Raw genomic sequence first — 13,597 nt, 5'->3', positions numbered from 1 at the left:
ACCTATAAGGATATTCTGTATGCCTTTTAAATTTTTTGCATCACACAGTCAACGAACCATTTTACTGCTCTCTTTGGGAATGGTTTCGCTCTACAACATTACCTTCTTCTCAAAAATTTTCACTTATGCGATGGAGGAAAAAAACTATTTCATCGCCCTCAGTGCCCCTTTTATTTTGATGCTTATGTTTATTTGCATTCTCAATTTTCTTCTACTGCTGACACATAAAAAGCTTTTTAGAATTTTTGTCTCTATCCTCATTGTCGCAGGAGCAATGTCGAGTTATTTTATCGATACCTTTGGAACGGTTATTGATAAAAATATGTTCATCAATGTCATGCAAACTGACAGTGCCGAAGTGCTTGACCTCTTTACGCCAAAACTCATCATTTATCTTACCTGTGCGAGTGCTCTTTCGTTTTGGGTACTTTTTAAAGCGCCCATCTCTTTTTCAAGCTACGCAAAAGAGTTTGCACAAAAAGCTCTTGTAGGGGTCCTTTCACTGCTACTGATTGTGGGACTTTATATGATGGTCAGTAAATCGTACAGCTCATTTTTTAGAAATCACCATGAACTCAAAATGTACCTTAACCCCGCTTATCCCATCGCTTCTTTTTCTAAATTTGTCTATGCTAAATTCAAACCAAAACCTGAATTTAAAGCGATTGCCACCGATGCAACACGCCAAAGTAGCGAAAAGAAAAAGCTGGTTGTCTTTATTTTAGGTGAAACAGCGCGTGCGCAAAACTTTTCACTGGGTGGCTATGACGTACCAACCAACCCACTTTTGTCAAAACGAGATGACATCGTTTATTTACAAAACTTCGCCTCTTGTGGTACGGCAACCGCTATTTCAGTGCCGTGTATGTTTTCTAAATTTGGCAGAAATGACTGGAGTGACGATAAAGAATACTTTGAAAATGCTGTCGACGTGCTGGCAAAAACAGGTGTTCGTATCATCTGGAGAGACAACAATTCAGGAGGCGACAAAGAGATCGCTAAACGCATGAGCGATGTTGTTCAATACGGTGGTCAAGGCTTCGATGAAGTATTGCTCAAAGATTTTCAAAAAAACATTGACGCACGCTACGAAGACACGTTTATCGTGCTTCATCAAGAAGGAAGTCATGGACCAACCTACTTTAAACGCTATCCCGATTCCTTTAAAAAGTTTACGCCAACCTGTGACACGCAAGAACTTGATAAATGTAGCCACGATCAAATCGTCAACACCTACAACAACACCATTCTCTATACCGATTACATCGTCAATGAGACCATCAACCTACTCAAAGTCAATGAGGACAAATACGACGTTACGCTGGTCTATTTTTCTGACCATGGCGAGTCACTCGGTGAAAATGGTGTTTACCTGCACGGACTGCCTTATATGATTGCTCCAGAAGCCCAAAAACACGTACCTGCACTCTTTTACTTTGGTGATAAAACCAAACGTGAATCTTTACATGTAAAAGCCAATGAGCGTTTTTCACAAGACAATTTCTTTCACACACTCTTGGGACTTTTTGCTGTTAAAACAAGTGAGTACAAGCCAAACTTAGACCTCTTGCACTAGGTTTGTGCTATACTTTTTCATCTTTACATGTAAAGTGAAAACAGATGCAACATCCATTTGAGCCTATCTATAACAAACACTCAAACGTGCTGATTTTAGGCACGTTCCCCTCTGTCAAATCACGTGAGCAGAGCTTTTATTATGGACACCCGCAAAACCGTTTTTGGAAAGTGATCGCCTCTTTAACCCAGACACCTTCGCCTATCACCATTGAAGCTAAGAAAGATATGCTTTTAAAACATGGCATCGCGATATGGGATGTCATTCAAAGCTGTGAAATCACAGGCTCAAGCGATAGCAGCATCAAAAATGTGGTACCAACGGATTTTTCAAATATCCTAGCACAAAGCAACATCACACGCATTTATGCCAACGGTGCAACAGCTTATAAACTGTACCAAACCTATTGCGAAACAAAGACGCATTTGCCGATTATTAAACTACCCTCAACCAGCCCTGCCAATGCTGCTTTTTCACTGGAAAAGCTTATCCAAGAGTGGAGCATTATCAAAGTTTAAAAAATAATCTTTTCTTCTCTTTCAAAAAACCTCATTTGCCTTTTTTTTAATCAATCATACAAATTTGCGCATGTTATAATAGAACACACGCCAAAGTAAGGGAATATCTGTGGTTTCAAAACTAATTCAAAATAATAGTATCTGCATCTATTTTCAACCCATTGTCTCCATCCGTAGTGCTAAAGTCATTGGACTTGAAGCGCTGATGCGAGCATACGATGAAAACAATGAACCCCTCTCCCCTATTTTCGTTTTTGACCAAGCCAAGAAAGAGAATCTCTCTTTTGAACTTGACAAGTACGTACGTATGAAAGCATTAGAGCGTTTTAAAACCATCTTAGAAGAGAACAAAGAGCTTCTTTTATTTCTCAATTTTGAATCACATCTACTCGATAGCAAGATCAGCTTGGCAGACTTTGCTTTTAGCGCACTTGCCAATGAACTAGGCATTCCCCCTTCGCGCATTGTCATTGAGATTAAAGAGTATCAGATTGAGGACAGTGATCGTCTCAAACAGTTTTGTGATTTCTATAAAGAGCGTGGTTTTTTAATCGCACTCGATGATTTTGGAGCAGGAAATGCCAACTTTGATCGTATTTCGACAGTGCGCCCGCATATCGTCAAAGTCGATCGTTCCATTGTCTTCAATGTCCATCAAAATTTTATTCATAAAGAGATCTTAAAATCGATCGCCAATATGTGCTTTAACATCGGCGCCCTTGTTCTTGCTGAAGGCGTTGAAGAGGAGGAGGAAATCCTTCGCTCTTTAAAACTTGACATCGATCTTTTTCAAGGATTTTGGTTTGCAAGACCGAGTGGCTCGGTTTATGAGAAAACATTTTTGGATGAAAAAATTGCTTATATTGGAGCTAAACACACTCAAAATGTCAAAGCCTCTATGCAACTCAAAGAATTTTTAATCGAGAGTGCTAAGACCTATACCCACACCATTATAGAAGCGATTAAAACAACCCATAAAACAGATCTTTCTGATTTTCTAAAAGAGTTTGACATCATCGAAGCGATTTACTGCATTGATGCCAATACCGGTATTCAAGAGGGCGATACGTTTATCAGTGTTGATACCAACGAGTTTTTTCAACCCGCACGAAACGGCGATAACCACGCGCTTAAAGAGTATTTTTACATCACAAAAGAGTCAAAGCGCGGTAACTATCTAAGCCAAAAATACATCTCGCGCGCATCGGGGCGTATGTGTCGTACCTTTGCACAAAAATTTGTGTTAGAAGACAAAGAAAAGATTTTGTGTCTAGACCTTAAAGTACAAACACTCTAAAACCTAGGCAATTTCCAAAATTTTGATAAGATGTTTTGGTAACCGTAATTGAGGATTCACAAGCAGTGCCGTACTCCAAACACCTGCATCAACGGTTGTTGGCGCCATAATGCTGATTTGATTTTGTCGTACTGTGCTGGACTCGTCCAACATGGGCGCAATAATATGCGAGAAGCGTTGTTTTTCGATAGATGTATAACGTTTTGAATGCCCTGACGTACAAAGCGAAGCGTTATGAAGCTCTCGTATTGTGAGATTGACCTCAGAATTTTCAGGGTCTTGAATCCCAATACTCCAAGGCTCATTATGGCATGTTCCATACGCTGCAATATCGCCTCCAAAGTTAACCAAAGCGGAAAAAATTCCCATTTTTTGAAGTGACATCATGGTTTGATCCACGGCATACTCTTTGACAATGCCACCTAAATCTATCTGCGTATAGGGATTGGAAAAACGCAATGTTGTCCCCTCAAGCACTAACGAGTCAAAGGATGCAAAAGGAGTCAATGCATCATAAAACATCTGATATTCACACAAAGAAGTTGACTTTTGCACTTGTTTGAGTGTTCCTGCAAGCGCAATGTCAAAAGCACCTTGCGTCATACGCGCATAAAACAGTGCTAGCTCTAAAATACCTGCAAGCTCTTGGCTCACAGAAAGTGTATCGTTTTGGCGGTGGTTGATGGCATAAATTTCTGAGGTGGATTCAAAAAAACTGTACTGTTTTTGCAGACGCTCTATTTCTGACAGCAAAGAAGCAAGGATGTGATCTCCCTCTTCTTTGGTTGTGACATCAAGTTGAATTTCGCACGGTGTTGTAAAAGCTGTAAAATGAGCAATATACACCGTGTTCAGCTCTACGCTATAAGGCTTGAGCTACTACTTGTTGTTGTATCGGTATTTCCATACGCTGCCAAGATTTTTTGTAACAAGTTAGATTGCAAATCTTCGATTGATTTTTTTGTTGACGTTTGTGTTGCCGACGTATTATCTGACTGAGATTGTTTTAGTGCGCTTAAAAGTTCATCTGAGCTGATGGTTCCATCTTTGTTAGTATCAAGTGCACTAAAGATTTTATCGGTGCTACTAGAGTTGCTGGTGCTATTTGAATTACCAGATAATGCATCAATAGCACTTTGAAATTCAGACTTATCAATACTATTCTCTTTGTTCGTGTCCATTGAAGTCATAAGGGAAGTTGCCATCTGAGTCATGACATTCCCAAAATTTTGAGAAGAAGACATGCCGCTCGCACCGCTTTGGCTGTTAACGCTACTGCTACCATAAGATGAATAAGCCGAGGAAAGGCTGTTGCCGATTGTCATACGAAACTCCTTCTTGCAAAACTAACTTTTAGGATATTATACACTTACAAGAGTAACTAAAAAGTAACAATGTTCTAATAAAGAGCTTAATAATTCGGAAATTCTAAAATAAATCTCGCCCCAATAACGTCATCTTCATAGCTGATATTTTCAACCTTAATCCTGCCTCCAAAGCTCTCTTTCATAATCATTGAACAGATATAAAGTCCAATACCACTCCCTTGCATTTGTCCTTTAGTCGTAAAATAAGGCTCAAAAATACGCTCCAAAAGGGCCTCATCAATTCCACCAGCATTGTCTTCCACGCATAAGCTAATGCCATCATTGCTGCTCCATGCCACAACACATATCTGTTTTGTCTCCAAATCTTTGGAGGCAAAAGCATCTTTGGCATTGGTGATAAGATTGAGAATAACTTGTTGCAGTTCATTAGCCAGCCCATGCAATCTAAGCTTAGAATCAATATTTAAAGAGAGTGAAATAGCTTCATGTTTCAGCTGAGGTGCAATGATATTGGTCGCATAAAGCACCGTCTCGTAAAGTGAAAAATCTTTTTTATCTTTGTTAGGTTTGTAAAAATTCATAAAATCATTGATGGTATTGCTCATCTGCTCAGTTAAGGACTCTATAACACCCAAAGCGCTTTTAAGCTTCTCATCGTTGAGCGAACCGAGTTCTTGTTTAAATTTAAGATCTAAGGTGGTGATATTCATAACATTAAGCGGTTGTCTCCATTGATGAGCGATATGCCCTATCATCTCACCCATGGCTGCAAGTTTATTTTGCTGAATCAGCATCGCTTCTTGCTCTTTTTGTAACTTTCGTGATTCTACCATCTCTGTAATATCAGAAATAGTTGTAATTTTATAAGGTCCCCCGATGATATGATCTAATATACCCTCGGAAGCATACACAAATATCCGTTTGCCGTCTTTTCGTATCGCTTCATACTCATCATTATGAAGTTTCCTTTGCGTCAAAAAGCTATCGTTGTCTACGTGAAGATTGTCATGATTTTCCTCAGGAATGATCATCTGAAAATGTTTTCCAATCAACTCTGCTTCGCTGTACCCATAAATCTTACTGTATGCAGCATTGACTGCTACAAATCGCCCTTCTTTGTCGGTCAAACAGATGCCAAGATTGGCGGTTTCAAAAATCTGCTCATAAAAAGCTTCGCTTTCATCAAAATCACTTTTTTCACACAAAATACTGCTTGCAACCTCATCTAGCATAGCCTCGTTGTCTCGGCGATTTTTTGTTGCGATACTCCAAAAAAGAACCACGTAGCCTTTTTTAACGCCTTTTTCAAAAATAGGATTGGCTCGCATACAAACATTGATCCATCTACCATCTTTGGTTAAAAAAATATCTTCGCCCTCATAAGGTTCGCCTTGTAAAAAGGCTTTGTAGAGCGAGCATTGCAAAAGTCCTTGCTTCTCGTGGTGTGCATGGAAAATAAAGTGCCCTATTTTACCCAGAAGCTCCGCCTCATCATACCCCAAAATTTTTTGAGCAGAGGCATTGAAATGGGTAATTTTTCCATCATTATCAAAGGCATAAAGCCCTTCACGCATTGAGTCATAAAAATTTTTTAAAAAATCAAAACTCATGATCTAGCTCTTTTACCAAAGGAAAATGTACCTCAAACACCGCACCATTATCTTCGTTGTAAGCGAAGATCTCTCCACCATTTTGTCTTACAATTTGCTGTGCGATGTTAAGCCCAATGCCAATGCCAGAACTCTCTTTCGTACTTTCAAAAGGCTCAAAAATACGTGGTAATATTTTCTCATCAATCCCGCCGGCATTGTCTTTAAACTGTACAACAACCTGACCGTCCTCTTTAAAAGTCTTTACATGTAAAGAGCGTTTTTCAAACGATTCAATCTTAATAAGCTCATCAAGGGCATTGTTAAGAATGATGACCCACACCTGCTCAATGCGTTGTTTTTGCACACAACAGATAAAAGAGTACTCACTCTTTTGGTAGTTAAAATCAAACACTTTATCGTTAAGCGTAAGAGCTACAATCTGTTTAGAGCGGTTATAAGAAAGTGCCAACGATGAGAGAAGCAACTCATAAAGATTGACATTTTCTTTTTGTTCACGGCTCTTTTGCGATGCTTCACGCATTGTCTCCACAATACGCTCAATGCGCTCAATGCCATCTTGAATGGTCCTAGCATCTTTTATCATCAAATTTTTACGTGGTGAGTCCATCATATAGGTGGCTATATCTTCAACCAGCATCTCAAAATTACCTTTGACGTAGGTCAGTGGTGTGTTGATCTCATGCGTAATTCCCGCAGCCATCTGTCCAATGGCGCTAAATTTAGCATTGCGAATCATCTCTTCTTGATAGATTGCTTGCATCTGAAGGTTTTTATCGACCTCTTCACGAATACGATTTTGCAGATATTGCTCTTGTTTTTCACTCTGTGTTATGTCGATGAAGACACCCACAAAACCATCAAATTTCCCTCCACGCATCATCTGTTTTTTTTGAATTTCAAGGGTAACTTCTTGTTTAGTTAGAGGTGCAATGGTTGTAACTTTATAAACCTGAAAATTGCGCTCATGCATTTCCAAATCTCTTTCATAAAGCCTATTGGCAATTTCGATAGGATAAAGATCAAATGCCGTTTTCCCCAGCACTTGCTCTTTGCTCAAACCAAAATACTCACAAAAAGCACGGCTACACCCAATGTAGCGAAAATTTTTATCTTTAATGAAAACAGGAACAGGGATGATGTCTAAAACAGCTTCAATGTCACGAAGCTGCTGCTGGTATTTGAGATTGAGTTTAGCGATGGTATTACGCGACTTTACGCGTAGTGAGATGTCACGCACACTCCAAATGCTCAAGCTTCGCTGATTGTCAACTATCTTTTTTCCGAAAAGCTCTGCCCAAAAAGTACGATGGCTCTTTTTACGGAAACAGTACTCTAGATTACTCGCACTTTGAAATGTACCCTCTTTAAAATGTGTATTCCACCATTTTTCATAACGCCTAGATGTCGTAAAAAGTTGGTTTACATGTAAAAATAAAACCTCCTCATTGCTATAACCAAAGAGGGTACAAAAGGTTTTATTGACGTCAACAATACGTTGCTGATGATCAAGCACAAAATACGCCAGATCAGAGCTATTAAAATAGAGCTTGGCTTTATTGACAAGGTACTCAAGCTCTTTTTTCTCATGAACTGCATGCTCTAAAATATGCCTATTTTGGCGCTGAAGCACTTCTATTTCTTGCTCCAACTCCCTAATCTTTGCACGCAAATCTTCCATGGGAGACTCTAACTTACCAGTTCGTTGATCTTCTCTTCTAATGCTTTCATGGATGAAAATGGCTTCATAATGTAATGCGTTGCGCCCTCTCGGTGCGATTTAAGTACTTTATCAAGCGTAGAGTACGCTGTCATCATAATGATTTTGAGTTCTGGTGCTTTTTCAAGAAGCGTTTTAAGCACATCCAAGCCATTCATTTGAGGCATCATGATGTCCAAAAGCACTACATCATAACTTTTGTCAATGCGGGAAATTGCATTTTGAGGATTACTAAATGTCGTTACCTCAAAACCTGCTGTGCGACTGAGATACTTCTCAATCATATCCAAGATTGTTTGCTCATCATCAATCACGGCTACTTTGATCATCTTTTTCATTGCCTATGCCCTCACTTGTTTATCAAAAAGATGTTCTTTGGCTTCAAACATCAGCGTTTTTGCTTTTTCATCGACCATGGCATCAAGTGTTTCAAACACGCCACCACTTGCATTTTCAATCTCTCTTACCATCGCTTCAATCTCTTCTTTTGAGCAAATCGCTTTTTCACCGCCGCACTCTTTGGCTAAACGGTTCGCCACTTCATGCACTTTGGCGTGAGGACTCTCTAGTTTACTATACGAAGCCGTTTTACTAAACTCCTCTTTGCCTACACCTCTTTCATACCAATTACCCAATCGGCACTCATGATGCGTAGTCGTTTTAAATTCGGTGTGTTCACCAAACAAAAGGGCATAAACGTTATTTTTATAGATAACATGGTCTATTTTGGCTAAAGATGCAAAGATTTTATCGCTTAAGTGGCTGACTTCAAACATCGATCTCGTCGCATTTTTTTCAAAAGAGACAATCTTGACTTTTAACTCATCGGTCTGTTCTTTGGTAGCTCGAGCGATTTTACTGACCTCTTCGGTGCTCTGTTCACTTTGAGAAGACTCTTGCTGCATCGTTTGAACTACCATCGCAATCTCTTTGGTCGCTTTTTGCGTACGTTCCGCCAAGTTTCGCACTTCATCGGCAACGACGGCAAAACCACGCCCATGTTCACCTGCACGCGCCGCTTCTATGGCAGCATTGAGTGCTAGTAAATTGGTTTGATCAGCAATATCTTCGATGAGTTGCACGACACTTGAAATCTCTTTACTTCTGGTTAAAAGAGACTTTGCATTGGTCACAACATCGCTGATAAGAAGGCTTAGTTTATCCATCGCTAAAGAGGAATTGCTTGCAAGCGTGAGACCATCTCTGGACTCCTTTGAGATTTGTGCTGACTCTTCCTTCATGACTTTAAGATCATCTAAAATTTCAGAAAAAGTTTTTTGAGAGTTTTTGAGTGCCCCTGAAATGGAGTTTTGATGCAAAGAGAGAATATTGCTGTCTTTTGCATTACGAACATCTGTTTTGATGATACTATAGGCGATTAGCTCAGAATTGAGTCGTTTAGCAGAGACACTGCCCTGACATCCATCCATGCTGATACTTTCCATAGACTCATTCAAAGCACTAGCTAATTTTTGAGGCTCTTTGATGATCTGTTGGGCTAAATCGTTTTGCATCACGATATTTTTAGCCCTATCAACCACCACGATTATTTCTTCTTGAGAAAAACGTGACAAGTTTTGAAGTATTGCATTTTCTGCTTTGAGGTTTTCTACTTCTTGCCTTAAAAGCATAAGCTCTTCAGGCTCTTTTTTGGTAAAAAACATGGCACGACTCTCCTAGTCTAAAAGTTTAGGATATTATAAAGTAATTCTATAGCATTACTATAACATTAATATTACATAATTCGTGACAGAATATGACTGAAATTTAACTTTTCGTCGCCTATCTTGTTACCTTTTTGCTTAATAATACGCTAGAAGCACAACACCAAAAATAATGCGATAAATACCAAAACTGACAAACGTATAACTTTGTAAAAAGCGCAAAAAGAGTTTAATGGTAAAGTACGCGGTAATAAACGCTACTACAAAACCTATTCCTAAAATAAGAAGATTGTCCGCATTAAATTCGTTGTAATTTTTAACGATGCTGTACCCCGTTGCTGCACTCATAACAGGAAACGCCAATAAAAACGAAAACTCCGCGCTCGCTTTTCGCGTTAAGCCCACAAACATAGCACCTAAAATGGTTGAACCAGCCCTACTTGTTCCAGGAATTAAACCTGCCACCTGTGCCAAGCCAATAAGAAAGGCTTGTTTGTAGCTCACTTTTTCAACATCATTGATAAAATGCTCTTTGGGCTTGTAATACTTCTCAGCAATCAAGAACACAACACCACCCACAATAAACATCGTTGCCACAACATCGACGCTGAAAAGTGCTTTGATATGTTTTGCAAACAAGAAGCCAATGATACCAATAGGTAAAAATGCCACCGCAAGTTTCTTCCAAAGCTCAATTTTTTTGAGCGTAAACTTCTCTTTGTATGCCAAAACAACCGCTAAAATAGCTGCAAACTGTATGATAATCTCATACGCCTTCGTCACTGTGTCTTGTTTGATGCCTAAAAAATCTGCCGTAACGATCATGTGCCCTGTTGAAGAAACGGGCAAAAATTCGGTGAAACCCTCTACAATTCCCATAATGATTGACTGTAATATATCCACAAAAAGTCCTAGCTTTAAAGTAAGGCGCAATTGTAACATATTGCATGTTATAATCTTTTTTGACAGCCAAATAAACTTTACATGTAAAGGGAAACTATGCTCTTAGACTTTTCAAAACTTGACGTTAACAGCATCTACAAACTCATCTCCAACACCGTCACGCCTCGTCCTATTGCATGGATTAGTACAGAACATCATGGCATTACCAACCTAGCACCTTTTAGCTATTTTATACCTCTCTCCTCAGAGCCTCCTATGCTCATTGTCTCCATCGGCAAAAAAGACGATGACAGCCCAAAAGATACACTTGCCAACTTTTTAAAAGGCTCCAAAGTTACCATCAGCTTTGTTCACAAGGAGCTTAAAGATGTCATGAGTCAAAGTGCGACATCGCTTTCGTATGAAGAAAGTGAATTTGAAACCTTTGGCATTTCTGGTCAAAAGATATTGCCCGATTATCCCATGATGGTCAAAGCCTCCAAAGCCGCATTTTTTTGCAGTTTTGTAAAAACCATGCCAATCGAAGGAAGCGAGACAACCCCGTGTTTACTTTTAGTTGAACATGCGTATTACTGTGATGATGTCATAGATCCATCCTTACATGTAAAGATGGATAATGTCGGGCGAGTGGGCTCAAAATTTTTAGTAAACGGAGAAATTATCTCTTAATTTGGTAAAGCAAATTTTACTAAATTTTAATCTTTAGTAGATTACAATACATCAAATGCTGTTATACCAACCGCACGGTTGGTATGAGTCTAAGGCTTAGACATACATGAAGTAGCACCTTTTTTTACTGCTTATCTCTTTACATGTAAACCCAAACAGCACTACATTTTTCACAACAAGGAAAAACAATGGGTGTTGAACTCCACAAAGATTTATTAGGAAGTATCGGTGTTGACGTAGAGCGTCATGCAAAAATGATGGGTATGGGACTTGCAGGCTATCAAGCAGGTTTTATGAGCCAACCCAATCGCCCCAAAGCGATGGCGTATTTTGACTGGTTTATGAGCGAAATCCAAGCAGAACGCATTGCTGAGATTAACGCGCTTAAAGCGCAAAAAAAACCTGCGGTGGGAACCTTTTGTATCTTTGTTCCGGAAGAGATTGTTGTAGGAGCAGGCGGAGCGTGTTTTGGACTGTGTGGCGGAGCCAATCCTCCTATCGCCGATGCGGAGAGCGAACTGCCTCGTAACATCTGCCCTCTCATCAAATCAGCCTATGGCTTTAAACTCCAACACACCTGTGCCTATACCCAATCAGCCGATTTTATCTACGGTGAAACCACCTGTGAAGCGAAGAAAAAAACATGGGAACTTTTAGGTAAACATCACCCTGTGCATGTGATGAACATCCCACACATGAAACGCGAGCGTGATCTCAAAATGTGGCAAGAGGAAATCAAAGAGTTTAAAGAGCACATTGAAGAGGTCAGTGAGCGAAAACTCAGCCTTGCGGAGATGTTGAACGGTGTAAAAATCATCAACGCCAAGCGTGACGCGATGAAACGCCTTGATACGCTTCGCGGTATGCACCCAGACATCATGCCTATCAGCGGTAAAGACGCGCTTTTCATCAGCCAAATGAGCTTTTTAGATGACCCAAAACGCTTTACGCAAAAAGTAAATGAACTCTGCGATGAACTTGATGAACGCATTAAAAATAGAGTGAGCGTTTTCCCTGAAAATACGCCTCGCATCATGGTTTTAGGCACACCCATTGCACCGCCAAACTGGAAACTTCACACCGCTGTTGAAGGTTCAGGTGCCTGCATCATCAATGAAGAAGGGTGCATCGGACATCGTTACTTTAAAGACAATGTGGACATTGAAGGCGTTAAAGACGAAGACGAGCTTTACGTGCGCTTGATGCAACGCTACTCAAAAATCGACTGTGCGTGTTTCACTCCAAACACAGGTAGAACAGACAAAATCGTTCAAATGTACAAAGATCGCAAAGCCGATGGCGTCATCTACTACACGCTTTCCTTCTGCCACACGTACAATGTCGAGTCTCACCTTGTGACTGAAGCACTCGCCAAAGAGGGCATTCCGTGTCTTGTCATCGAGTCGGATTATTCCCCTGAAGATGCAGGACAGATCAAAACCCGTGTTGAAGCCTTTTTGGAGAGCATCATGTTTAAACAAAAAGCCGAAGCATTCGCAGCCAAATAATGTTTTGGGGCGTAGATATAGGCTCAACCTATACAAAAATTATCGGAATTGGAAAAGAGAAGGAGATCACCCATCACGTGGTGATCCCAACCATTTTTAACCAAGACGTCATCGTGGGCGAATACCTCAAAGACAAAGAAGTCAAAATGCTCGTCGCCACAGGCTACGGACGGCATATGCTAGGTGACTCGCACGGAGCACCCGTTATCTCCGAGATCAAAGCCCACGCCAAAGGGGCGTACTTTTTTGAGCCCAATGTGGCTACGGTCATCGACCTCGGCGGACAAGACAGCAAAGTGATTCGTATGGCAGAATTTGGGAGTTTCAGCGACTTTCGTATGAACGACAAATGTGCGGCAGGAACGGGGAAATTCTTAGAGATCGCCGCCAACCGTTTAGGTTTAGATATGGAAACATTCTCACAAGTAGGTTTTGATGCGACCAAAGAGCTGACAATTTCTAGCATGTGCGCCGTCTTTGCCGAATCTGAGGTTATTTCGCTCATTGCGAAAAAAGAGAGTTTAGCGAACATCTGTTGGGGCGTCCACGAATCCATCGCATCGCGTTTGGCTTCGATGGCTCGAAAGTTTGTCGTCAAACCTGATGAAACCATCGTCTTCACCGGTGGCGGCGCACTCAACCCTTTCTTACACCATCTTTTAGAGCTAAAACTAGAACGCCCTATCATCATTCCCACCCATCCGCAACTTATCGGTGCTGTGGGTGCTGCATTATCGGGGTTTGAAGCGATTCATTAGAACATCAGAATTATTTCTTTGATGTTCTAAAACCTTTACATGTAAA

Annotated in this window: 13 protein-coding genes and 1 pseudogene; 6 read left to right on the top strand and 8 right to left on the bottom strand. The window is 40.3% G+C overall.

Translation table 11 applies throughout. The annotated features are described in order from the left end of the window. The first annotated feature begins 19 nt into the window (after positions 1–19). The 3 genes from N0B29_RS11560 to N0B29_RS11550 all read left to right on the top strand — a co-directional run bounded on the left by N0B29_RS11560 (position 20) and on the right by N0B29_RS11550 (position 3,391). On the top strand, positions 20–1,576 hold the full coding sequence (locus N0B29_RS11560) for a phosphoethanolamine transferase (protein ID WP_263833889.1): 1,557 nt from the start codon (positions 20–22) through the stop codon (positions 1,574–1,576). A gap of 44 nt (positions 1,577–1,620) precedes the next feature. Beyond that, positions 1,621–2,094, top strand: a complete 474-nt coding sequence (locus N0B29_RS11555; protein WP_263833888.1) for a DNA-deoxyinosine glycosylase — start codon at positions 1,621–1,623, stop codon at positions 2,092–2,094. A gap of 109 nt (positions 2,095–2,203) precedes the next feature. Then, positions 2,204–3,391 (top strand): EAL domain-containing protein, encoded by a 1,188-nt coding sequence (locus tag N0B29_RS11550; RefSeq protein WP_263833887.1) that lies wholly within the window; start codon positions 2,204–2,206, stop codon positions 3,389–3,391. 3 nt (positions 3,392–3,394) lie between these two features. Here N0B29_RS11550 and N0B29_RS11545 read toward each other — a convergent pair whose 3' ends face one another. From N0B29_RS11545 to N0B29_RS11515, 8 genes and pseudogenes are all read right to left on the bottom strand, one after another. Continuing rightward, positions 3,395–4,237, bottom strand: coding sequence for an FAD:protein FMN transferase (locus N0B29_RS11545; protein WP_263833886.1), 843 nt, complete (start codon positions 4,235–4,237; stop codon positions 3,395–3,397). A gap of 11 nt (positions 4,238–4,248) precedes the next feature. Beyond that, positions 4,249–4,716 carry an EF-hand domain-containing protein gene (locus tag N0B29_RS11540; RefSeq protein ID WP_263833885.1) on the bottom strand — a complete coding sequence of 156 codons (468 nt, stop codon included), beginning with the start codon at positions 4,714–4,716 and terminating at the stop codon, positions 4,249–4,251. An 86-nt stretch (positions 4,717–4,802) separates the two neighbouring features. Beyond that, a complete protein-coding gene (locus N0B29_RS11535) occupies positions 4,803–6,329 on the bottom strand; it encodes a PAS domain-containing sensor histidine kinase (protein ID WP_263833884.1) in 1,527 nt (508 codons plus the stop codon). Next, positions 6,319–8,010 (bottom strand): PAS domain-containing sensor histidine kinase, encoded by a 1,692-nt coding sequence (locus N0B29_RS11530; protein ID WP_263833883.1) that lies wholly within the window; start codon positions 8,008–8,010, stop codon positions 6,319–6,321. Before N0B29_RS11530 ends, N0B29_RS11535 begins: the two co-directional genes overlap by 11 nt. An 8-nt stretch (positions 8,011–8,018) precedes the next feature. Further along, positions 8,019–8,387 (bottom strand): response regulator, encoded by a 369-nt coding sequence (locus N0B29_RS11525; protein ID WP_263833882.1) that lies wholly within the window; start codon positions 8,385–8,387, stop codon positions 8,019–8,021. A 3-nt stretch (positions 8,388–8,390) separates the two neighbouring features. Next, positions 8,391–8,825: a CZB domain-containing protein gene (locus tag N0B29_RS13070; RefSeq protein ID WP_438874166.1), complete on the bottom strand. Its 435-nt coding sequence runs from the start codon at positions 8,823–8,825 to the stop codon at positions 8,391–8,393. Further along, positions 8,817–9,143 (bottom strand): annotated as a pseudogene (locus N0B29_RS13065) (methyl-accepting chemotaxis protein); the annotation flags it as partial. The gene N0B29_RS13070 and the pseudogene N0B29_RS13065, both read right to left, overlap by 9 nt. Before the next feature lie 708 nt (positions 9,144–9,851). Beyond that, on the bottom strand, positions 9,852–10,616 hold the full coding sequence (locus N0B29_RS11515) for an undecaprenyl-diphosphate phosphatase (RefSeq protein ID WP_263833880.1): 765 nt from the start codon (positions 10,614–10,616) through the stop codon (positions 9,852–9,854). Positions 10,617–10,712: 96 nt separating this feature from the next. Between N0B29_RS11515 and N0B29_RS11510 the strand changes: the two genes are divergently transcribed. The 3 genes from N0B29_RS11510 to N0B29_RS11500 all read left to right on the top strand — a co-directional run bounded on the left by N0B29_RS11510 (position 10,713) and on the right by N0B29_RS11500 (position 13,551). Then, on the top strand, positions 10,713–11,285 hold the full coding sequence (locus tag N0B29_RS11510; protein ID WP_263833879.1) for a flavin reductase family protein: 573 nt from the start codon (positions 10,713–10,715) through the stop codon (positions 11,283–11,285). Between the two features lie 188 nt (positions 11,286–11,473). Further along, entirely contained in the window at positions 11,474–12,793 is a 1,320-nt protein-coding gene (locus N0B29_RS11505) for a double-cubane-cluster-containing anaerobic reductase (protein ID WP_263833878.1), read from the top strand. Beyond that, the gene (locus tag N0B29_RS11500) at positions 12,793–13,551 is read left to right on the top strand and encodes an acyl-CoA dehydratase activase (RefSeq protein WP_263833877.1); all 759 of its coding nucleotides are present in this window, start codon (positions 12,793–12,795) and stop codon (positions 13,549–13,551) included. The genes N0B29_RS11505 and N0B29_RS11500 overlap by 1 nt, the downstream gene beginning before the upstream one ends. Positions 13,552–13,597: the final 46 nt, after the last annotated feature.

It is taken from the genome of Sulfurospirillum oryzae, from assembly GCF_025770725.1.
GTDB lineage: Bacteria > Campylobacterota > Campylobacteria > Campylobacterales > Sulfurospirillaceae > Sulfurospirillum > Sulfurospirillum oryzae.
Note: the sequence above shows the minus strand (reverse complement) of the source record. Positions and strands in the feature narration are given on the sequence as shown.